Consider the following 23,598-nt stretch of genomic DNA (forward strand, 5'->3'; position numbering starts at 1 on the left):
CATTTTTAGTAAAATGCTTTTGCTAATAAATTATATCTTTCTTAGTCAGATTGGATAAGTATTTAGAAAAGACCAGAGACAACCCAAACATCCAATGTAGACATGAGCTAATGGCTTTCCAGATTCACTTTACCCAAACACAAATATGTTCAAAAATCAACTGTTTCTCTTTTCTGATCGTCCCAAATCAGTTGTTTATTTGTTCCAAACGGCCTTTTATGGTAGTTCTGGGTGAGTTTTTAGGCTGTTGCTGTTTTTTGTTTTATGAAAAGTCAAAAAGTCAGATGGCGTTTTTCCATACTTAGATTGGAAAGATTTACTAAAGTGGGAGGCAGATTTGAATCCTGATAATTGGTGTACTTCTGCTATGGAAAGGTCTCCTTTTGAGAGTAGCTGTCTAGCTCGGTCAAGTTTTATTTCCCTAATATAAGACGAAACTGTTTCTCCATTATATTCCTTGAATTTCCGGTACAATTGTGTACGGCTGGTGCCTATTTCTTTACAGAGCATGTTCACATCAAAGGCCTCATTTTGGAGATTGGAAAGTACGATGTCTTTTATTTTTTCTAGAAAGTCCTCAGTCTCTTCAGTGTCCTTTGTTTCAGCTTGAGGGGGTAAAGTGATTGTGTCATCTGTTTTGGATGGAGTGGAGGTATGCTGGGCTTTCGTCCATTTGTTCTTCCGGATGAAAAAGACCATTCCAGCACCTATTAAGATCAAAGCAGTAAGTCCTAATGGGGATCCTAAATTAAATCCATTATGCTGTACCTCAATTTTGATGGTTTTGCCCTTTTGGTTCCAAAGCCCGTCATTATTACTGCCTTTTACTTTAAAAGTGTAAATCCCCGGAGGTAGGTCCACATAGCTTGCTTTGCTGTCATGGCCATAAATCCAATCTTTATCATATCCTTCGAGTCTATAGGCAAATTGATTCTTCTCAGGTTTTATATAATTGAGGCTGGCAAAAGAAATACTAAAATCATTGCTGCCCTGAGGCAAGGTGATTTTATCTGTTTGATTGATTTCTTTCTCTAGGATATCTTTAGTTCCTTGGTCGATTTTTTTGTTGTCTATATATAAATCTGTAAAGGCGATTGGAGGAATATGGGGGTTGGAAAGGAGGCTGTCCGGATGGAAAGTACTAAGTCCTCCAAGGCTTCCAAGTAGATAATTGCCGTTTTGGCTTTGAGCAATGGCTCCTTTGGAGAAAATATTTCCTGGCAGGCCATCAGCTGATGTGTAGGTTTTTTGTATTGCGATGGAATCACCTTTGACATGGGCCTTATATAGGTTTTTATCTGCCGTCATCCATAAATCATCATTTCTGAAAAAGAAGTTGCTGATGAGTTGACTTTCTAATAGGGGAGCACTTATTTTTCTAAATGCTCCGTTATACAGTTTCCATATTCCCGTCTCTTTGGTAGTTAGCCATATATTTCCCTTGGTATCCTCAGCCATACTGATAATTGGGCTTTTAATGTTTTGGTTTTTAGTATTGGGGAATGGATAAAACTGCTGTTGATTCAGCTCATTGCCATTGATTTGATAAATACCCTTCTGGCATGCCGCCCAAATATGACCTTTTTGATCAAGGATCAAACTGGAAAAGGAATCTTGACTTTCTTCTTTTAAATTGATGATTTCTTCGGGAACAGCATTGATATCATTTAGCTTAAGCAGCCGGTAAGAAGTGGTGAACCAAATGGCATTTTTGTCATCCACAAGCACCGAAGAGATCTCGAGGTTTTGCTCGCTAATAGGAAGATTTATGGGGGTGAATTCCTGATTTTTAATATCAAAAACCACTAATCCGTTCATTTGGGTGTTAAGTAGGAGTTGATTAGAGCCTTTTATCATAGCAATAGATAAAATGGTATTGTCCATCAAAGCCCCCTTTTTATTACTTTTTAGAAAGTGCTTAAATGTTTCCCTTTCTGGGGAAAACTCATTCAGACCTCCGCCATTGGTGCCGATCCAAATTCTTCCATTTTCATCAGAAAGTACTGCGGTAATATGGTCTATGCTTAGGCTGTTCTCGTTTTTTTGGTCTTGCCTGAAAGTGGAGAAATTACTAGGATGGTTGTCATAAATATTGACACCTCCGTTACTGGTTGCAATTAATATTTGGTTGTCTTTGGTGATAAAATCCGTAAGGACACTGGCTGTATTTCCTTTAAGGTTGATTTGTCCCTTTGTGTTATAGCGAACGAATGTATCTGTTTTACGATTATAGATACTCATTCCACCCTGCATGCCGCCGATGACCAAGTTTCTGTCCATGTTCTCGGTAATAGAATAGACGGAATTGGTGGCAAGGCTTCCTTTTTGGGAACTTTGGGCGTAGCGTTTGAAAGTCTTTGAGTTTTCGTCAAATCTGTTTAGGCCGTTTTTAATGGTACCTATCCAGATATTGTGATAACTGTCCTCAAATAAGGAAATAATGGTGTTGCCACTTAAAGTCTTAGGATCATTAGGATCGTACTTAAAGTTGGTGAAAGTACCTTCATCGGGCTTGAAAAGACTTACTCCGGAATAATTTGTCCCTACCCAAAGCCTGCCCTTGTCATCCTCAATGATCTGATTGATACTGTTTCCGCTCAGACTATTGGGATCATTTTCTTTATGGAAATAATTATTGAATTGATCAAGTTTTGAATCATATTTGGATAGGCCTTCATTGCTACCTATCCAAAGATTTCCCCGACTATCCAGGAATAAAACCTTGATGTTTTTGCCTGGAATGGAATGGGGCTTAGTTGATTCGGGCATATACCTTTTAAAAGTATGGGTGTTACGGTCAAATCTATTTAGACCGTATTTAGTGCCCACCCAGAGTTGGTTTTCCCTGTCTTCCAAAATGGTATTCACTTGGTTGCTGGATAAGCTTGTCTCTAGCGCATCTTCATGGATAAAAGGACTGTATTCCTTTCCGTCAAATCGGTTAAGTCCGTTGGCTGTGCCGAACCAAAGAAAACCGTAATGATCCTGATAAATGGCGGTGACTTCAATATCACTTAGGCCTTCTAGGGGGAGTTGATAGAGGTTTAAAGGTTTTTGAGCGAATGACTGGCTGGTGAAAAAGGCAAAGAATAACAAGCAGCAAAGTTTCCTAAGACTCGAAGTCTTTTGAGATAGGAGATTACTGAATATTTGTAGGTTTAACTTCATTATTCTTTTCAAGGAAACTTGTGGCCCCTTCATCTTTTAAATTCATAGATTTTTCCGGTACTATCAAAGGGGGATTCATCAGCAATTTAATAAATATTAATTATATGCAAGGAATTTGAAGTTGTCTGAATGATAAATGGTATTATTTCCTTTTGAATTCTTTCTGAAATAAGTATTTTGTTATGAATTCTTGTCTTTATGTGTTTTGGTTAGGTTGGATTCAAAATGTATTTCATGAGGTTAGGCAATGATTTTTTCCACGATATTGCCATGTACATCGGTCAATCTAAAATCCCTGCCTTGGAATTGGTAGGTGAGTTTTTCATGGTCCATACCCAATAAATGAAGTATGGTGGCCTGGAGGTCATGTACATGAACGCGGTCTTTTATTCCGTAATAGCCTATTTCATCTGTTTCGCCTATGGAATAGCCAGATTTGACACCTCCGCCTGCCATCCACATGGTAAAAGCTTCTAAGTGATGGTCCCTCCCGAGGAATTTCATTTCTTTTCCACCACGGTTCTCACGCATTGGTGTTCGGCCAAATTCACCGCCCCAAACGACCAATGTATCGTCGAGCAGCCCTCTTTGCTTCAGGTCATTCAGTAGGGCAGAAATAGGTTTGTCCACTTCTTGACAGCGTTCATTGAAACCATGGTTCAGGGCTTCCTTATAGTTGGACCCATGCGAATCCCAGCCATAGTGGTACAGCTGTATAAAACGGACACCTTTTTCAGCCAGTCTTCTGGCCAATAGACAGTTATTGGCAAAGGAGGATTTGCCTGGTTCTGTTCCGTACATTTCATGGATGTATTCAGGCTCATCTGAAATATCCATGGTCTCGGGAACTGACATTTGCATCTTGAAGGCCATTTCATATTGGGAGATCCTGGTCATAATCTCCGGATCACCTACTTCCTGGAATTGCTTTTGATTGATGTCGTTGATGATATTGATGGTCTTTTCCCTGAGTTCCCTACTTACACCCTTTGGATCGGAAAGGTATAATACCGGGTCTCCTTTGGAGCGACATTGTACTCCTTGGTAAACTGTTGGTAAGAAACCGCTGCCCCAGATACTTTTACCAGCACTTGGAGTGGTGCCTCCAGAAACAAACACCACAAAGCCCGGCAGGTTTTGGTTTTCAGAACCCAAGCCATAGGTTACCCAAGAACCAATACTAGGCTTGCCCAGTCTGGCACTTCCCGTATGCATGAGGAGCTGTGCAGGAGCATGGTTAAATTCATCTGTGTGCATGGCTTTTAGGAAGCAAACATCATCTACATTATTAGCAAAATGGGGCATTCTATCTGTCACCCAGGCACCTGACTGTCCATGTTGCTTAAAATCAAATTGAGGCCCCAACATTTGAGGGGTTCCTTCTATAAAGGCAAATCGTTTTCCTTCCAAAAGGGAGGGAGGGCAGTCCAAGCCGTTGAGTTTTTGAAGTTCCGGTTTATAATCAAATAGCTCCAGCTGTGATGGTGCTCCGGCCATATGGAGGTAAATAACTCTTTTTGCCTTTGGGATAAAGTGGGATGGCAAGGCCCTCATTGGGTTATTGAGATCAGCACCTGCTGCAAGGTCACTTCTGCCGCAGCCGCTCAGACTTCCACCTAAAAAGGATCCTAGTGTTAGGGCTCCCATTCCTGAGAGGCATTTCTTTAAAAAGTGCCTTCTGGTGTTGAGCTCCGCATTTTTTATTATGGCTTCTTCAAACAGGTTCATGACTGGGTATTTAAAATTTCTTATTGTTAATCTTTTGTGATAAAACCATCTAGGTTCAAAATAGCATTGGCCACCATGGTCAAAGCATTCAGTTCTGTATCCATTTGTTTGGCTCCAAGGTTTTCCAATCCTTCTCCACTTTCCTTAAAGTGCTGATAGGCGGTTTGGTATAAGTCCTTCAAGGATGCCAGTACCTTTTGATCCGGTTGATGGAACAAGGCCATTTCATAACCTTTACTAAGTTGCTCTTCAATCACATCTCCTTCAGATCTCATTCTCTTGGCCAAGGCCTGTGCTGCTTCCACATAAACAGGATCATTCATGGTAACCAAGGCTTGCAAAGGGGTATTGGTTCTGATTCTTCTGTTGACACAGAATTCACGGCTCGGACTGTCAAAGCTCACCATAGAAGGGTAGGGACTTGTACGTCTCCAATAGGTGTATATTCCTCTTCTATGTTGGTCCTCACCTTTGCTAAGAATCCATTTCTCAGGATTATTGATGACCTGCCAAACACCATCCGGCTGTGGAGGCATTACGGAAGGTCCAAACATCTTTTTGCTAAGCAATCCACTTACAGCAAGTGCTTGGTCTCTTACCTGTTCGGCTGTCAACCTCACCCTTGGTCCCCTGCTCAGCCAATAGTTGGCGGCATCTTTTTCAAGGGCTTTTTTGCTTACCTCAGAGGATTGCCTGTAGGTGGCTGACATCACCATCATTTTCAGTAGGGGCTTGAATTGCCAGTTTTGCTCATGCATCCAGTTGGTGGCCATCCAATCCAAAAGCTCAGGATGGGTAGGGGCAAAGCCTTGCGAACCAAAATCCTCTTGGGTTTCCACAATACCTCTTCCAAAAAGCTGGGCCCAAAGTCTGTTTACAGTAACTCTTGCCGTTAAGGGGTTTTCCTTATTTACTAACCATTTGGCCAGTCCCAACCTGTTTTTTTGATAGGTTTCTGGGAAGGTAGGCATGGAACCAGGTACTCCAGGTTGGACTTCCTCTCCATGTTCCATCCAGTTGCCCCTTTCAAAAACAAAAGTTTTACGTCTTTCTCCTTCTGGCAATTCACTCATTACCGGTAATGGATCAGGTTTTATTTTTTCAAGCTCAGTTTCTTTTTCGTCGACCTGGTGGGCAAACTGATATTTTGCCTGTGGAGCCAAAGTGTTTACTGAATCTATCCAATTAAGAATGGATTGTCTTTCTTTCTCTTCAATTTTAGTATAAACCGGTAAGGTCGGACTGTCTGTCCAGGTATCTGCATCTTTGGTATTATTGAAGAAGGCATAGAATTCATAAAACTCTTCATGTTTGATTGGGTCATAAGGATGGCTGTGACATTGTACACAGGCAAAGGTGATACCCTGCCAAACTTCCCAGGTAGTATTTACCCTGTCCAATACCGCTGATACCCTGAATTCTTCGTCATCTGTCCCACTTTCATCATTGGTCATGGTGTTCCTGTGAAAGCCAGTAGCAATCAATTGTTCCTTACTTGGATCAGGGAGTAGATCGCCTGCGATTTGTTCAATGGTAAATTGATCAAAGGGCATATCCTGATTAAAGGCATCGATTACCCAATCCCTGAATTTCCACATGGGACGGTGACGGTCTTTTTGGTAACCCTTGGTGTCGGCATAACGTGCCAGGTCCATCCACATGGCAGCCCACCTTTCACCGTACTGGGGTGAGGCCAATAGCTCATCTACTATTTTTTCATAGTTGTCCAAATCGGGATTGTCCTTTAAGCGTTGGACAAGTTCCTCTGTAGGAGGCAAGCCAGTCAAGTCCAAACTTAATCTTCGGGCAAGGGAAGCTGGACTTGCTTGGGGTGATGGAGAAAGTCCCTTTTCCTCCATCTTTTCTAATACAAAGGCATCAATTGGATTTTTGGCCCAATCGCTTTCACTGACCTCAGGTAGTTCTGGTTGTTGGGGAGGGATAAAGGACCAATGGTCTTCCCATTTGGCACCTTGATTGATCCATTTTTTTAGGACATCCACTTCCTCCTGACTAAGCTGAGGACCTTCAGGCGGCATGCGAACCTCAGGGTCTTCATGTAGGATTCTCTTGATCATCTCGCTTTCCTCAGCATGGCCGGGAATGATAGCGGGTTCGCCAGATTTGGTGGCTGAAAGGGCTTCTGATTCAAATAGCAGGCTGAATTCTCCAGACTGTTTTACCCCTCCATGACAGGAAATACATTTATTATTGATGATAGGCCTGATTTCAGCATTGAAGTCTATCTTTTCTTCGGCTTTGTCATTGCAGGACAGGGTACTGGTTAAAATGGCCATAGCCCCTGTCAGGCCTAAGGGGATGATTTTTTTCAATGACTTTATGGTTGCCACGGTTATGATGGGTTGCTGTTAATTAATATTATACTCTTTCTAGTTGTACCGGAAAGGTCTGCTCTGAATTCCACTGGGGTACGTAAATGTTTTCATCATTGTCCACACAGACATCATGAGGGTTCATAAAGGTATGGCCATCATATACGATGGTTTGTAGTTTTCCATCTATATACTCTGGCGAAGTACCTCCTGGTGCGGACACCACTTTATTGTTTTTGTCCAGTATTACGGTAAGGCCATCATACTCTTTACGACTTACAGTTCTAAGCACCGAAAAATAGAGGTAGTCTCCCTTGATGACGGGCCTGTTGATCCAACAGCCCGTTACAGGAACTGTTTCAATATGATTACCTTCCAGATCAAATCTTTTGAATTCATGGGCCAGTCTGGAAGTGACGATGAGTTCAGGTTGAGCTGGGTTTCGGGTATCCAGACAGACGCCATGGGCTTGTTGTAAATTGGCATCATTTTTACCCTTGCCTCCAAAATGCCTGATCAATTCTCCCTTTGGAGAGTATTGGACAATATAGCTTTTACCATAGCCGTCGGCTACATAAATATCCCCAGTAGGACCTACGGCTACTTCTGTCGGTCGGTATTGTTCAGGTTTTTGGTAAACACCAGTTTCTTTTGGATAATCAATGGTCAATAGGATTTTACCATCCAATGTGGTCTTATAAATCTGATGTCTATCATGGTCAGTGATATACAGAAATTCTTCTCCCCCTTCATCATGCAAGGTGAGTCCATGAGCTCCTGGAAATTGATCGCCCCAAGTTTTTAATACCTTTCCAGAGCGGTCATAAAAAATAATATTGTTTTTGGTTTCATTGGTCAAAAGTATCAATCTACCCTTTTTGTCCTGGACCATTTCATGACAGTCTTTGACAGGGGTAACAGATTGATTTTGTTTACTCCAATCTTTTTTTACCTTGTATTTGAAGTCTCCATGTCCAATTATTTCCTTTAAAGGGTCAGTGGATTTTCCAAAGTTGATGTTTGGGAAAAACAAGCCAGAGGCCATTAATAAGGAGCTGGATTTTAGAAAATCCCTTCTGTTGCTGTTATAATCTTTTGACATATTTTTTTGCGCTGAATATTCTTTTAGGTCTTTAGCCCTCAATTTAAATTTTATATCCTGAAATGGCAATTAGACTATTAGAGATTCTTTTCCATTAAGCTTGTATGTGTTTGTTAGTAATGTATTGATTTATACGTGGTTATTATAAATAATTGTAAATGTTTATTCAAGCTTGTTGTTTTAAGAACTTACGGAATCGATTTCGTAAAAGTAGCTTAAAAGTGTTGTTGTGGTATTATAACTAAAAAGTGGAGTGTTAAGGGTTTTTTCTCAAGGAAAATAAATTGTAAATAAAATTCAAGGCATCGCTATCAGTAAAGCGAGGCCTTGATCTTGTGGGAAGTTTTTAAAAAAAACTTATTCTGAAAAGGAGCTTTTAAGCTTTTCAAATTCCTCACTGCTAATGGTAAAAGCTGTTCCATGTCTCGTTCCCTCAGGAAAGTTGATTTGATCAGAGATGTCTTCCCAGTTTTCAAAGTCAGAACTGGCAACCGCCCCCATCTTATGATTGGTGTATTTGTCAAAATATACTATGCATCTGCCATATATCATCAAAGGTGTAGGCCCTTCTGCCCAGTAGTTTCCGGTAATTGGTTTTCCCGCAACAGGATAACCCTTGCTTAGTTTTTTGCTTTTAGTGAGTCTGATGTTTTTGGCAGGAGGTGTTCTTGTTTCATCTTTGACAAACATGATATATTCTTCATCATGCTTGATTATAGTCCCGTCTATGACATTGAAGCCAGGTTCATAAAAAAGCTTTGTTTTAGAAAAATTCTTGAAATCCTTGGTAGTGGTATAATACATTCTATGATTATAGGCATTTTCCAATGTGTCCTGGGTTTCAGGATAAAGCCCAGTAATGGTAGAGGACCAAAAGATCATATATTGGTCCTTTTTATCATCATAAATTATTTCAGGAGCCCAAGTATTTCGTGCTCCTTCTTCATGTTCCATTACTGGTATAAATTGTTGTTCCGACCAATTTATCAAGTCTTTAGAGGAAGCATAACCCAATCCTTTCTCGTTCCAACTTACTGTCCAAACCATATGAAATTTGCCGTCTCCGCCACGGATGATACATGGATCCCGCATTAGCTTGTCTTTGCCCGCTGTGGGAGTGAGTATGCTTTTATTCTCATTCAGGGCTTCCCAAGTTAATCCATCCTCACTGTAGGCCAAGTGGAGGCCATCTTCACCATTGCCCATAAAGTAAGAAAAGAGATAGATGTCATCTGTTTGGGCGAGAACTTGTAGAATGCTGATAAAGAATGCTGAGAAGATTAGGGGGATTTTTTTCATGTTTACTGATAATAATTGCTGGACTAAAATACTTAGCATCAAAAGATAAAACAAAGAAATTTTTATTAAAGTGTTTAAATGACAGTTATTTTAAAGGAAAGTCCTATATTGCTTGAACGTTTTACATGTATTGTGATGATATTAGATTATGGCATTGGAGCAATATATGATTAATTACTCCATAGTAATTACTGTAAAAGGAAACCCAGAAACAAAATAACCATGAAAATAATCTTCAATAAAGGAAGGGGCAATACTGCTTTTGGACTTGGACTTATTTTTTTGATAATGGCTTGTGAAAGTGCCAATAATAGAGGAACTACAGCTCATTCTGGTCAAGAATTGCCTGATTTTAAGGCCTATTTAATGGTCTATTTCAAAGATGATGATCATAGTTTGCACATGGCCTTGAGCCAAGATGGTTATAGCTTTACTGATGTCAATGAGGGAGAGGCAGTGATCGCTGGAGACAGCATTGCTGAGCAAAAAGGGATCAGAGATCCTCATATATTTCGAGGGGCTGACGGAACCTTTTATTTGGCCATGACTGACTTGCATATTTTTGCCAAAAGGGATGGGCTTCGCGCAACAGAATGGCAGCGCCCGGGAGAAGAATATGGTTGGGGAAACAATCGGGGCTTTGTATTGATGAAATCCAAGGACCTGATCAATTGGTCAAAAGCCAATGTCTTACTCCCTGAGCAATTTGAAGGTTATGACACGATTGGCTGTGCATGGGCGCCAGAAACCACCTTTGATGAAGAAGAGGGTAAGCTGATGCTTTATTATACCATGCGATGGAAAAATGGCTTGAATAAAATGTATTATTCCTATGTTAATGATAATTTTGACCAATTGCTATCTGAGCCAAAATTGATTTTTCAATATCCCAAAGAAGTCAATTATATCGATGCAGATATCACAAAGGTAGGGGACCAGTATCATATGTTTTATACACCCCATGATGGCATGCCAGGAATCAAGCAAGCTGTCTCCAAAAAAATCAATAAAAGTTACCAGTACGATTCAGCTTGGTACGATACCGAGCCTGAAGCCAGCGAAGCGCCGAATGTTTGGAAAAGAATAGGAGAAGACAAGTGGGTGCTGATGTACGATATATATGGTATCAGGCCACACAATTTTGGCTTTAGGGAGACCAGTGATTTTAAGCATTTCGAAGACCTTGGGCATTTTAATGAGGGAGTGATGAAGGCCACTAATTTTTCTTCGCCCAAACATGGTGCTGTGGTTCATTTGACTGCTGATGAAGCCCGAAAACTTGCCAACTACTGGGGATTGGACATGAGTTTTGACTGAATTGGTTATGATATTAAGAAGAGATATGAAAAATATGTGGGGATTATGGATATTGGGGCTATCAAGTTTTTTATTTTCTTGTTCAAGCTCGGTTGAAAAATATGAAGGTTATCTGTTTGCCTATTTTGAAGGAACAGGAAAGGCGGAGAAACAAGAGCAATTGCGATTTGCTGTAAGTGAAGATGCCGTTCATTGGAAAGCATTAAATAATAATGAACCTATCCTGTCCTCGGCTGAAATATCACAAACAGGAGGAATACGTGATCCACATATCTTGCGGGGTGAAACTGGAAAGGACTTTTATATGGTCGCTACAGATATGTATACCAAGAAAAACGGTTGGGACCATAACCCTGGAGTGGTGTTGCTGAAATCAGTAGATCTTATCAATTGGGACCATGCATGGATAGACTTAGAGGCCAGCTATCCTGAACAGTTTAGGGATGTGAAATGGGTATGGGCACCCCAAGTTATTTATGATAAGGAAAAGGGGAAGTACCTGGTGTATTTTACCGTAAGGTTTTATTATGATGATAGGCTGGATTTTTACAGTGCCTATGCCAATGCTGATTTCACGGGCTTTGAAGCTGCGCCTAAGCTGATGTTCAAAACCAAATATGGAGCGATTGATGGTGATATTGTGGAAAAGGATGGGGTTTATCATCTGTTCTATAAGGCGCATACAAGAAATAAGGAGGGAGAGGAATTTGAAAATGGTATTCAGCAGGCCACCAGTAAATCTTTGGAAGGGCCATGGAAGGAAGACTTTAAGTACTTGGATATATATGCGGGGAAGCCTACAGTAGTGGAAGGATCTTCGGTGTTTAAGCTAAATGGAAAGGAAGAATATTTCCTGATGTATGACCTTTATGCAGACCATCGTTATGAGTTTCAGCGAAGCACAGATCTTGTTCACTTTACTGATACTACAGGAACTTTTACCAAAGATTTCAATCCACGTCATGGGAGTGTAATCAGTATCACCCAGGAAGAGGCTAAAAGACTGAATGAAAAGTGGGGCGGGGTGCCTGAGGGATTGTTAGAGTATTGAGTACAAAGTACATCGTATTGAGAGAGTAATTGTTCGGAACCACTTTTCTGAGCTTATTTTCCATGATTCAGAGGTTCCTGAGCCTGTTGAAGGGCCAGAATTTGGTATATCAAGAATGGAAAGTAGAGTTTGGCCTGTCCATAGCCGTTTGTTGTCTGTCTAAGCTTAAAACTTAAAATTGAAATTGTAAATCAACCATATGAAACTTTCTATTATTAGACGCTTTTCTATTTGTTTTTTCTTTCTTCTATTCGGAGGAATAATTAAGGTATATTGTCAAGGATCACTTTATAGCTTCACAAGCAAGGAGAACCCTATTATCACCCATAAATACACTGCTGATCCTGCAGCGATAGTAGAAGGAGATACATTATGGCTCTATACCGGTCATGATTTTGAAGGTGGCCAAAAAGGCTATAAGATGAAAGATTGGCTTGTTTTTTCCACCACAGACATGCAGAACTGGACCGAGCATCCAGTGCCTTTAAAGATTGAAGATTTTGCTTGGGCAAAAAGTGGAGATGCCTATGCGGGACATGTACAAGAAAGAAAGGGTAAATACTATTGGTATATCAGTACCAATTGGACGGGGATAGGCGTGGCTGCGGCAGATAACCCAAAAGGGCCTTTCAAGGATGCCTTAGGCAAGCCCCTTTTGACCAATGAGGATTGTTTTGCTTCTGATCATTCCTGGGCATGTATTGACCCAGCTACTTTTATTGATGATGATGGTCAGCCATGGATATTTTGGGGTAATGGCGAATGTTATTTTGCCAAGTTGAAAGATAATATGATCGAGATTGATGGAGAGATCAAACAAATTAAATTCGATGATTTTGTTTTTGAAGAGGCTCCATGGGTGCACAAGAAAAATGGAATATATTATTTGACCTATGCTTCGGGGTTTCCAGAAAAAATAGCTTATGCCACTGCTGACAGTATAGAAGGGCCATGGGAGTATCAAGGGGTATTAAATGAAATTGCAGGCAACAGTAATACCAACCATCAGGCCATTGTGGAGTTTAAAGGTAAAGACTATTTTATCTATCATAATGGAGGCATGCAAAGGGAAGGAAGTAGCTATAGTCGGTCTGTTTGTATCGATCTATTGGAATATAATTTTGATGGCACACTAAAAAAAGTGCAGATGACCAGTGATGGGGTAGGTTTGGTTCGATGAAGTTATGTGCTGAATAATTGGATTTGAAATTGTTTTATTGTCAATAGAAAACATGATGAATACAGTTAGAAAATATGCTAAGGTTTTCGTAGTGATTTTGGTGCTACTAAGTGGATGGGTGCCCAAAGTAAATGGACAAAGACAAATTCAACACGATATACCTTTGGACTCAATCCGTCTGAGTGATCCTGCAATTTTGGCCGATTCCAGTAGTCTTATGTACTATATGACCGGTACAGGGGGAAGGCTTTGGAAGAGCAAGGACTTGAAAAAATGGAGTGGTCCCTTTAATGTAGTAGATATTGACAGCAGTTCATGGATGGGAAGACGGCCAGCCATTTGGGCTGCGGAATTACATCAATACAAAGGGAAGTATTATTATTTTGCCACCTTTACCAATAATGATATCATCATAGACACAGTAGGAGGAACCAAAGTGCCTCGAAGGGCAAGTTATGTGTTAAGGAGCGATCATCCCGATGGCCCATATATCGCTTTTGGTGATGAGGATTATTTGCCAGCAGATTGGGCTACATTAGATGGGACATTTTGGGAGGAGGACCATAAACCCTATATGGTCTTTTGCCATGAATGGTTGCAGACGGGGGATGGGACGATGGAAAAACTTCAATTGAAAGATGATCTAAGCGGGAGCATTGGGGAAAGTACCCTATTGTTTTTGGCCAGTGATTCTCCTTGGAGCAAGAGAAAGAATGAAGGCAAAATCATTCCAAACCAAGTAACCGATGGTCCCTATTTATTTAAGACTGGAACAGGACGTCTTGGAATGATTTGGACCAGTTGGGTATTTGATGAGTATACACAAGGGGTGGCTTATTCCACATCAGGGACCTTGGATGGCCCATGGCTACAAGAAGAAAAGCCAATTACCCCATCTAATTTTGGACATGGCATGCTTTTCCAGACCTTTGAGGGAAAATGGTTAATGGCTGCCCATAGCCATAGGGAGGAAAACGGAAGGTATATTCGTATACCCAATCTCTTTGAGGTGGATTTATCTGGAGATAGACTAGTGATTCTTGGCGCTTATAGGCCGTGAGATTTATTAAGGGTTAATTTTCCTCCAATACATCCCATAAAAGAAGTTCCAGTTCCATGCTGGTTCTTTCCTTGCCCTTTACCAGAAAGATGGCAGTGAAATATTCCGAGTCTTTGACGAGCTCCTTAAAACTTTGGTTTAACCACTCAATATCAGTGAACTTTTCGGTGGTGGCTTTCACGCCGATATCATGGTCTGAAAAGAAAACAAACTGCTCTGTATTATTAGGTCCTTTATACCTGGAGACTACAGCATGTTCGTAAATGGTTCCGTCGTCAATGCTGAGGTTTATTAGGGTGTCAATTCCTTGCCCAGGATCTTTGAAGTCCAGTATTCCCCGGTTGATGGATATTTTTGGATTGGCATCATTAAAAAAGTCAATAAAGAGATTTCCGTTTTTAATGGGGCCGATATAAACGGAATTGGATTCAGTGATGTCCTTGATGGAGGTTTGTGAGCTGAAGCGAATCTGAAAATCTTTATCCTGCCTGTGGAATAAACGCGAAATGTTCATGGTTCCTGTAGCTGCCATTCCTGTGACATAAGGGTAATTGGCAGGAGTAACCAGTCCTTTTTTATCTGGATTGTCTTCCAAAAACCGGTAATAGTCTTCAATATTGTTGATGTTATAATCCCTGTTCCATCCAAATTCTCCTGTTACAGTGATTCCCATAAGTCCAAAAAAATCTCCAATGTAAAGGGTGGTTTCCTTGTTACTTTCAAAATAAACTTGCCATAAGGGTACCTCTTCTCTTCTTCCAAACAACCAAAAAGAGATCGCCAAAATCAATACCAATATTGAAATTATAATGCCTAGATGGGGGGAGTAGTGCGCTTTTTCATCTTCTATATTTTTGATAAAGTTAACCTGGTACTGGCCTTTTTTAATTTGGATCTTCCATTCATCATTTTCTCCTTCTTCCTGGTAATATTTTTCAAGTTTTTTTCGAAGGTGGTAGATATTCACCCTTACGTGCGCAGCACTCTTTTCATCTTCATAGGACTTCCCATAGAGTTCCATACCTATAGTCGTTTCCTTCAGATCTCTTCCGGCGAGGGTGGCTTCAGCAAGAAATTTTAGTAGCACACAACTTGATGGGGATCTACTGAAAGTTTTGCTTTTAATAACATGCTCAATTACTTCTAGCTTTTTAGTATTGTCCATTTCAGTTTTTTGTTTAGCCTGCATTGATCTTCATAATGTGCCTATTGGGGCGAATGAGGCATTTGTTTAACCGTTAAGATTACCGTTAAATAAGTGTTAAACTTACATTAATTGTTTTAAATACCCATATTTCCATTGCGAATTTGAAGGAATAAAAAAGTCCAATGATGATTTTTTTAGAAAGGATTCAGCACTGGACTTTTAATTAGTCCTGATGATTTGCCCAAAAAAATTAACAATATAACCTTAAAAACTATGAAGCATTTTGTATCAAGAGCGATAGGGGTTTTCATGATTTCCTGTCTATTCTTTTCCTCCCTGTTAGCTCAGACAGGGAGCAAGATCATCACCGGAGTCGTCGTTGACGAGTCCACCCAAGAGCCCATTCCAGGGGCGACGATATTGGAGAAAGGGACCTCGAATGGTACTGCAACAGATTTAGAAGGAAGGTTTACTTTGACACTGACTACAGATACTCCAGTCCTCAATGTTTCATTCATTGGCTATAGTAATAATGAAGTAACTGTGGGGAATGCATCATCACTCAATATCAGCCTTAGTGAAGACGTGGGGCAGTTGGAAGAAGTAGTGGTAATAGGGTATGGAACACAGAAGCGATCTGATATTACGGGTTCAGTAGCTTCCGTACCAAAAGACCGATTAAGTAATTTACCCGTAACAGATCTTACCCAAGCCATTCAGGGAACAACTGCAGGGTTAAACGTAAGCCAAGGATCCTCTGTTCCAGGAAGCACTGGGGGCTTACAAATTAGATGAGTAAACTCCATTAATGCCAATACCAGCCCTTTTATCGTAGTGGATGGAGCACCATTCTTTGGTTCGATCAATGATTTGAATGCTGGTGATATTCAATCTATTGAGATTTTAAAGGACGCATCAGCTGTTGCTATTTATGGAACTAGGGGGGCTAATGGCGTTATCTTGGTGACTACTAAAAGAGGAAATCAATCTGATGGAAAGCCAAAGATCAATTATAGTGGTTATGTAGGATTTGAAGGAATGGCTCATGTCCTTGATCCCATGAGTCCTGATGCCTATGTGCAGAAATATGAAGATTACTTGATTGCAAACAATCAGCCCCAAACCAATGTATTGCCCAATGCCTCAGAAGTAGAGAACTATGAAGCTGGTATTACTACAGATTGGTTGGAGGAAGCAACACAGCCAGGAAGAATTTCCGAGCATAATTTGAGCATTTCTGGAGGAACCGAGAAAATTCAGTATTATGTGTCTGGCAGTCACTTAAAGCAAAAAGGGGTAGTAAAGGGATACCAGTATGCAAGGACTAATTTCAGAACAAATATTGATGCAACCATTACGGATTGGCTGAAAGTGGGTACATCTTCCTTTTTTACTGATAACAATTACGACGGAGGTAGAGTAAACTGGCTAGAGGCCACGGCAATGAGTCCTTATTCAGTGCCTTACGATGAAAATGGAGAATATATTACTTTTCCAATGAGTCCGGAGCAATTGTTCAAAAATCCACTTTTGGGCTTGACCACTGACCGTCTCGACAGAAGGAGAACCCTATCGGGATCTGGTTATGCAGATATTACGCCTGCTTTTGTCAAAGGGCTTAAGTATCGTTTCAATGCTACTTATGTGTATAATTTTGATCGATTTGCAGGATATACTGGGAGAGAATTTAACGATCAGAGTGGTACTGCAAATATTTCTAATACCGAACGTGCTAACTGGGTAGTAGAGAATATCTTGTCTTATACCAAAGATATCGAGCAACACCATTTTGATATCACCGCGTTGTACAGCGCCCAGAGCGTAGATTATTTTTACTCTAGTGGACAATCTAGGGGATTTATCAATGATGCACTCTCCTATAATGGTATGGAAGCAGGCACTACCCAAGCGACTTGGTCAGATGCCAATAACTATACTTTGCTTTCACAAATGGGCAGGTTGAACTACTCCTTTGACAGCCGGTATTTGGTGACTGTAACAGCTAGGAGGGATGGTTATTCAGCCTTTGGAGCCAATACCAGTAAATATGGTCTCTTTCCTTCCATGGCCTTGGGGTGGAATATTCACAATGAGGAGTTTATGCAAAACCAATCCGGTCTAGGTGAGTTAAAGCTAAGGTTTTCTTATGGTCAATCTGGAAACCAGGCCATTGCTCCCAACCAGACTGTTTCTACTGCCAACACAGTTCTTCAGCCATTTGGAGGAGCTGCTCAAGTAGGAGTTTTATACAACTCATTGGGAAACTCTAATCTGACCTGGGAAACTACTACCTCTGCAAATTTGGCATTGGATTTCGGGTTCTTACAAAATAGAATCAGTGGTACTGTGGAGGTATACAAAACAAAAACGGAGGATATCTTGCTGAGAAGAAACCTGCCTACGATTACTGGCTACAATAATGTTTGGGCAAACCTTGGGGAAATGCAGAACAAAGGTTTTGAGCTTACCTTAAATACAATCAATATAGAGAACGCGGATTTTAGTTGGGAGACTTCTTTGAACTTCTCTACATATAAAAATGAGATCCTTGATCTTTATGGAGATGGTAAGGATGATATCGGAAACCGCTGGTTTATAGGACAGCCTTTAAGGGTGATCTATGATTATGAAAAAGTGGGCATTTGGCAGGAAGGCGAGGATGCTTCATCAGTAGATCCTGTAGCACAACCTGGTGACCTTAAATTCGTGGATCAAAATGGTGATGGACAGATTACGGCAGAAGACCGTGTGATCGTAGGACAGAGAGACCCAAAATGGATTGGTGGTTTGACCAATACTTTCCGTTATAAAAACTGGAATTTGAGCGTTTTTATCCAGACTTCACAAGGTGGATTGAAGAGTAATAGAGACCTGACCTATGCGGATGAAGCATGGAGAAGAAACCTTCCCGCAGGCTATGAATATTGGACTCCAGAAAACCCAAGCAACTACTGGCCTTCACTTGCCGCTTATAACCGTTACAGAGGTTTTCAATTTGCAGAAGACTATAGTTATGTTAGAATCAAGGATGTAAGATTGAGCTATGTGGTTCCCCAGACATTTTTGGAGAAGTATAATATTGGCAGTTTGACCCTTTATGCCGCAGGTAGAAACCTACATACATTTACCAATTGGTTTGGCTGGGATCCTGAAAACACCCAGGTTTCTCGTGGATCTAGTGGTTGGGAGAACAACTATCCTTTGATCAGAACGTTTTCCTTTGGTCTTAATTTAACCCTTTAATAACCAGTAAAATGAATATACCATTTAAAAAACATATAAAACTATTCCTCAGTGCCTTGTGTATTTTAGGCTTTTTGTCTGGATGTAGTGAAGATTTTCTAGATGAAGAAGTACTTGATAGTTACGCACCTGAAGTGCTGACTGATAGGTTAGGCTTTGAAGCAGCGGTTATTGGATTACATTACCAATATGGCACGATGTTTACTACTACTGATGATCAAACTATTCGAGGGGTATGGCAGCTTGGTACTGATATTGCCTGGGCACCGGCAGGCAGATCTAATGGTGATGCTCGTCCCTACTTCGATTACGAAATTCTCAACTCCACTGATAATGCTGCCAGAAAGATATGGGGATCATATTATAGATTGATCAACAATGCGAATATTCTCATACAAAGCACCTCCGGGGAGACAGTACAAGGTGTTACATCTGAGGAAATGGCCGTTTTTAGAGCCGAAGGAAAATTTTTCAGGGCCTTAGCTTATCATAATTTGGTGACCCACTTTGGAGATGTCCCCTTGCTGACGGAACCATTGGCGGCTCCTAAAACTGATTTTGTACGTACTCCTGTGGCTGAGGTTGACAATATTGTAGTACAGGACTTATTGGAAGCAGTGGAATCGTTACCTAATATAGGAGAGGCAGCGGAGAATGGCCGAGCCAATAAAGAAATGGCCAGGCAGCTTTTGGCAGAAGTCTACTTAAGAAGGGGAGAAGATGCTAAAGCTGAAGAGCAATGTACAGAAATTATCAATGGAGGTAGATTGAGTTTAGTGAGAGACCGATACGGCGTGCGAGCCAATGACCCAGGGGATGCTTTCTCAGATATGTTTCTATATGGAAACCAGCGAAGAAGCCAAGGAAACACCGAAGGGATCTGGGTATTGGAAGCTGAAAACCCAGCGGATGTAACAGGAGGGAGTTCTGGCGCTCCACAACAAAGAAGGGTTTGGGTAGCTTCTTATCATGATCTTCCTGGAATGCATCCATCAGATACTACAGGAGGGAGAGGACTCGCCCGAATGAGGCTAAACGATTGGGTGGTTTATGGTCTTTATGCTGATAATGATATGAGAAACTCAAAGTACAGCATTAAAAGAACATTGTATTTCAATAACCCAGATCCAAAGTATGATGCGATTAGAGGCCAGGAGGTGCCCTATGGAAAAGATGCTGAATTTATACTTGATGATGGTTCTTCTGTGAAGATTTTTGCTGCAGATACCATCTATAAATATGTGCCTTATACATTAAAGTGGGGGCAGTATGATATTCGAGATAATTTTGGCTGGGGCATGTGGAAGGATTTTATCCTTATGCGACTAGGAGAAACTTACCTTTTGAGAGCAGAGGCAAGATTTAAGCAAGGGAATTTGGATGGTGCTGCGGCAGATATAAATGTATTGCGGGATAGGGCACATACCGACATGGTAAGCGCATCCGATATTGATTTGGATTTTATTCTTGATGAAAGGGTGAGGGAGCTTTTGGCTGAGGAAAACAGAAGAAAGACCCTTGTCAGAACTGGAACTTTGGTAGAACGTGCAAAAAGGTTGTCTGGCGAAGAATCATTGGCCGGTGGTGCTATAGAAACTACCAATGGTCTTTCAGAAAACCACCTTTTAATGCCCATCCCACAAACAGAGATAGATCTTAATAAGGATGCTGACTTAGGTCAAAATTCAGGGTATTGAAGCTATTATGATGAAATGGGCTATCTAGGGATAATAAAGAGCTAAAAGTCTCTAGGTAGCCAATTTCCCCCATGATATAAGGCTACAATCAATAGTGTAATAAATAAACTGAGATTAAACAATTAATTGTATTTTCGGGATGATGTGAAATTTATTACGCTTGAATAAAATGAATATGTTAAAACTAAGACATGCTACATACCTGGCGATGGTCCTATGTGTAGGTTGTAGCACCAGTAGCTCAAAAAGCAAAGACCAAGAACAGCCCCAAGAAGAATGGCAAGCACTTTTTAATGGAGAAAACTTAGAAGGTTGGATCCCGAAAATCCATCATCATGAGTCCGGTGAAAATTATAGGGAGACTTTCCGGGTGCAGGATGGTGTTATCTTAGTGAATTATGATGGGTATGATGAAGGTTTTGACGAGCGGTATGGTCACCTGTTTTATAAAGAACCGTTTTCCTCCTTTCACTTGAAGTGGAAATACCGTTTTACAGATGAATGGCTGGAGGATGCTCCTAGCTATACCTATAGAAATAGTGGTGTAATGTTCCATTCCCAATCTCCAGAAAGCCAACTGAAAGAACAGGATTGGCCCATTTCCGTGGAATACCAGATGCTTGCTGAAGCCAAAGAAGGAGTGCCCAGACCTACAGGAAATATGTGCTCTCCAGGTACTGAGGTTTATTTTGAGGGAGAGATGGATCCCCGTCATTGTATCAATTCAACTTCCCCAACCTATAAATGGGATGAATGGGTTCAAGCCGATTTGATTGTATTTGAAGACTCATTGGTCATTCATATGGTTAATGGCGATACGGTTTTGCAATACACCCAACCGCAAATTGGTGGAGGAGTGGCCAACCGCTTTGACCCGGAATTAAAGGTGGATGGGCAGATGTTGACAGAAGGGTATATCGGCTTGCAATCTGAAGGACAAGGTGTAATGTTCAAGGATATTCAAATTATGGATTTGTCAAAAAAAGAGGAATAGGAATATGATTACTATGAATCGCTTAGTCCAGTTGCTGTGCTGCCCATTGATCATAAGTTTAGGGGCATGTTCAAATGGAGAAAGCAAAGAAAATACAGAAGCTGATATTTCGGCATATCCCGGTTATGAATTGGTTTGGCAGGAGGAATTTGAGAATGAGGGAAAGCCAAATGATGCGTTTTGGTCCTATGAAAAAGGCTTGGTCAGAAACAGGGAACTACAATATTACCAAGAAGAGAATGCCAATGTGAGCAATGGCTTTTTGATTATCGAAGGAAAAAGAGAAGAGGTCAAGAATGAGCGTTTTGAGGTGGGTAGTGATGATTGGAGAAAGAACCAAGAATATGCACATTATAGTTCTTCAAGCATTAATACCCGTGGCAAAAAAGAATTCAAATTTGGCCTGATAGAGGTTCGTGCAAAGATAGATACCGCCCTGGGAATGTGGCCTGCAATTTGGACCTTGGGGATATCTAGAGGGTGGCCAGCCAATGGTGAAGTGGATATCATGGAATACTACCGTGTGGATGGTAAGGCTACCATATTGGCCAATGCGGCCTGGAAGAAAACCGGAGGACCATATGCTTCTGAATGGGATGAACAGAAAATACCCTTCAGTCAGTTTTTGGAGAAGGATCCCGAATGGCCAAACAAATTCCATATTTGGAAAATGGATTGGACGGAGGATTATATCAAATTATACCTTGATGATGAATTGCTAAATGAAGTTGACCTAAAGTCTACTCTTAACCCTGATGGTTTCAATCCATTTCACCAACCACATTATATCCTGCTTAATTTGGCCATAGGGGGCAATGGTGGAGACCCCAGTCGTACTAGTTTTCCCAAGGAGTATCAGGTAGACTATGTACGGGTTTATCAAAAATCAAGTAGTCATTAGGGCTGACGGCCTTGATCTCTTGAAATGAAGTGTATATTTGAAGGAATTTAATTCCATAAAAAATAAACAAATAATGAAGTACAATTATTGCAACATTAAGGCTTTGGCCTTTTTATTATTGCTTGGAATGTTTTCTACAGCTGTTAGGGCTAATTCCAAAAACTCTGAGGGGGAGGAAAGCAGAGAATATTATATTGAGGTATTGACCAAGATTGCGGATCCTGTTTTGATCAACTTAAGTGAGAATACACTCAAGGAGAAAATGCCAGTGGAGGTGACTCCAGATGCTTATGCAGGTCGTGAAACGGTAACCTATTTGGAGGCTTTTGGTCGCTTAATCTCAGGAATGGCCCCTTGGCTGGAATTGGGTCCAGATGACACAGAGGAAGGAAAGCTAAGAGAAAAATATATTCAGTTGACCTTAAAATCTATCCATAATGCTACTGACCCAGATTCTCCTGATTTTATGAATTTTAATAAAGGAAGTCAGCCAGTAGTGGATGCCGCATTTTTTGCTCAGGGATTACTAAGAGCCCCTTCTCAACTTTGGGAGAGGTTGAGTCCTGAAACACAGCAAAATGTGATTGCTGCATTGAAGTCTTCCCGGGAAATTAATCCATTTTATAACAACTGGCTGTTGTTTTCAGCTACTGTAGAGGCTGCTCTACTAAAATTCGAAGGGGAAGCCGATATGATGAGAATATCTTATGCTGTTAATAAGCATAAAGAATGGTATGTAGGGGATGGGGTATATGGAGATGGTGCAGATTTCCATTTTGATTATTATAATAGTTTTGTGATCCAGCCAATGCTACTTGATATCACCAAGGTATTGCAAGAAAAGAAGCATGGTATGGGGAAAAATATGGAAGTATTTCTGAAGCGCGCCCAGCGATATGCTGCTATTCAGGAACGTTTGATTTCTCCAGAAGGAACCTATCCAGTAGTGGGCAGGTCTATGGCCTATCGTTTTGGTGCATTCCAAAGTTTGTCCCAGATCGCCCTTTGGCAAGAACTTCCTGAAAAGGTAAAGCCATCACAAGTGAGAGCAGCTTTTCATACGATTATTGCCAGACATATGGAAGCCAAGGATATGTTTGATAAAGATGGATGGTTGACCTTGGGATTCTATGGGCATCAGCCAGAGGTGGCCGAGCCTTATATCTCAACAGGGAGTTTGTACCTGTGCTCTGAAGTCTTTTTAGTGTTGGGATTGGATAAAGATGCGCCATTTTGGGCTGATACAAGTGAGCCTTGGACCCAAAAACGAATTTGGAGCGGGGGTGATGCTACCCGTGATCATGCATTATACTAAAATCGAATTTTAAAGAAAAAATGATTTGGACCTGAGAGTTTATGCTCAGGTTCAAATCCAATA

At 40.8% G+C, this 23,598-nt stretch carries 16 protein-coding genes; 10 read left to right on the forward strand and 6 right to left on the reverse strand.

All coding sequences use genetic code 11. The annotated features are described in order from the left end of the window. Positions 1-216: 216 nt before the first annotated feature. The 5 genes from KMW37_RS09750 to KMW37_RS09770 form a co-directional block, all read right to left on the reverse strand. A complete protein-coding gene (locus KMW37_RS09750; RefSeq protein WP_215224429.1) occupies positions 217-3,201 on the reverse strand; it encodes a two-component regulator propeller domain-containing protein in 2,985 nt (994 codons plus the stop codon). 207 nt (positions 3,202-3,408) lie between these two features. Next, a complete protein-coding gene (locus KMW37_RS09755) occupies positions 3,409-4,896 on the reverse strand; it encodes a DUF1501 domain-containing protein (protein WP_215224430.1) in 1,488 nt (495 codons plus the stop codon). Positions 4,897-4,922: 26 nt separating this feature from the next. Next, positions 4,923-7,247 (reverse strand): PSD1 and planctomycete cytochrome C domain-containing protein, encoded by a 2,325-nt coding sequence (locus KMW37_RS09760; protein ID WP_317195561.1) that lies wholly within the window; start codon positions 7,245-7,247, stop codon positions 4,923-4,925. A 28-nt stretch (positions 7,248-7,275) separates the two neighbouring features. After that, entirely contained in the window at positions 7,276-8,331 is a 1,056-nt protein-coding gene (locus KMW37_RS09765) for an NHL repeat-containing protein (RefSeq protein ID WP_215224431.1), read from the reverse strand. A gap of 357 nt (positions 8,332-8,688) precedes the next feature. Further along, positions 8,689-9,630 (reverse strand): glycoside hydrolase family 43 protein, encoded by a 942-nt coding sequence (locus KMW37_RS09770; RefSeq protein WP_215224432.1) that lies wholly within the window; start codon positions 9,628-9,630, stop codon positions 8,689-8,691. Between the two features lie 222 nt (positions 9,631-9,852). Here KMW37_RS09770 and KMW37_RS09775 point away from each other — a divergent pair, with 222 nt between their 5' ends. The 4 genes from KMW37_RS09775 to KMW37_RS09790 all read left to right on the forward strand — a co-directional run bounded on the left by KMW37_RS09775 (position 9,853) and on the right by KMW37_RS09790 (position 14,238). Continuing rightward, the gene (locus KMW37_RS09775; protein WP_215224433.1) at positions 9,853-10,947 is read left to right on the forward strand and encodes a glycoside hydrolase family 43 protein; all 1,095 of its coding nucleotides are present in this window, start codon (positions 9,853-9,855) and stop codon (positions 10,945-10,947) included. Positions 10,948-10,954: 7 nt separating this feature from the next. Then, positions 10,955-11,998, forward strand: coding sequence for a glycoside hydrolase family 43 protein (locus KMW37_RS09780; RefSeq protein WP_215224434.1), 1,044 nt, complete (start codon positions 10,955-10,957; stop codon positions 11,996-11,998). Positions 11,999-12,197: 199 nt separating this feature from the next. Next, positions 12,198-13,178 (forward strand): glycoside hydrolase family 43 protein, encoded by a 981-nt coding sequence (locus tag KMW37_RS09785; protein WP_215224435.1) that lies wholly within the window; start codon positions 12,198-12,200, stop codon positions 13,176-13,178. 52 nt (positions 13,179-13,230) lie between these two features. Further along, the gene (locus tag KMW37_RS09790) at positions 13,231-14,238 is read left to right on the forward strand and encodes a glycoside hydrolase family 43 protein (protein WP_215224436.1); all 1,008 of its coding nucleotides are present in this window, start codon (positions 13,231-13,233) and stop codon (positions 14,236-14,238) included. Positions 14,239-14,251: 13 nt separating this feature from the next. Here KMW37_RS09790 and KMW37_RS09795 read toward each other — a convergent pair whose 3' ends face one another. Continuing rightward, on the reverse strand, positions 14,252-15,403 hold the full coding sequence (locus KMW37_RS09795) for a helix-turn-helix domain-containing protein (protein WP_215224437.1): 1,152 nt from the start codon (positions 15,401-15,403) through the stop codon (positions 14,252-14,254). A 255-nt stretch (positions 15,404-15,658) separates the two neighbouring features. On the opposite strand from KMW37_RS09795, the gene KMW37_RS22440 reads away from it, so the two are divergent. The 6 genes from KMW37_RS22440 (at position 15,659) to KMW37_RS09820 (ending at position 23,535) form a co-directional block, all read left to right on the forward strand. Continuing rightward, complete coding sequence (locus KMW37_RS22440) at positions 15,659-16,180, forward strand: carboxypeptidase-like regulatory domain-containing protein (RefSeq protein WP_246581425.1); 522 nt, start codon at positions 15,659-15,661, stop codon at positions 16,178-16,180. 9 nt (positions 16,181-16,189) lie between these two features. Next, complete coding sequence (locus KMW37_RS09800; RefSeq protein WP_317195564.1) at positions 16,190-18,628, forward strand: SusC/RagA family TonB-linked outer membrane protein; 2,439 nt, start codon at positions 16,190-16,192, stop codon at positions 18,626-18,628. An 11-nt stretch (positions 18,629-18,639) separates the two neighbouring features. Beyond that, entirely contained in the window at positions 18,640-20,325 is a 1,686-nt protein-coding gene (locus tag KMW37_RS09805) for a RagB/SusD family nutrient uptake outer membrane protein (protein WP_215224438.1), read from the forward strand. A 175-nt stretch (positions 20,326-20,500) separates the two neighbouring features. Beyond that, a complete protein-coding gene (locus tag KMW37_RS09810; protein WP_394369611.1) occupies positions 20,501-21,319 on the forward strand; it encodes a 3-keto-disaccharide hydrolase in 819 nt (272 codons plus the stop codon). A 13-nt stretch (positions 21,320-21,332) separates the two neighbouring features. Next, positions 21,333-22,220, forward strand: coding sequence for a glycoside hydrolase family 16 protein (locus KMW37_RS09815; RefSeq protein WP_215224440.1), 888 nt, complete (start codon positions 21,333-21,335; stop codon positions 22,218-22,220). A 73-nt stretch (positions 22,221-22,293) separates the two neighbouring features. Beyond that, positions 22,294-23,535, forward strand: coding sequence for a DUF2264 domain-containing protein (locus tag KMW37_RS09820; RefSeq protein ID WP_215224441.1), 1,242 nt, complete (start codon positions 22,294-22,296; stop codon positions 23,533-23,535). The last annotated feature ends 63 nt before the right edge of the window (positions 23,536-23,598 follow it).

The sequence above is a fragment of the Echinicola shivajiensis genome, from assembly GCF_018642165.1.
Taxonomy (GTDB): Bacteria; Bacteroidota; Bacteroidia; order Cytophagales; family Cyclobacteriaceae; genus Echinicola; species Echinicola shivajiensis.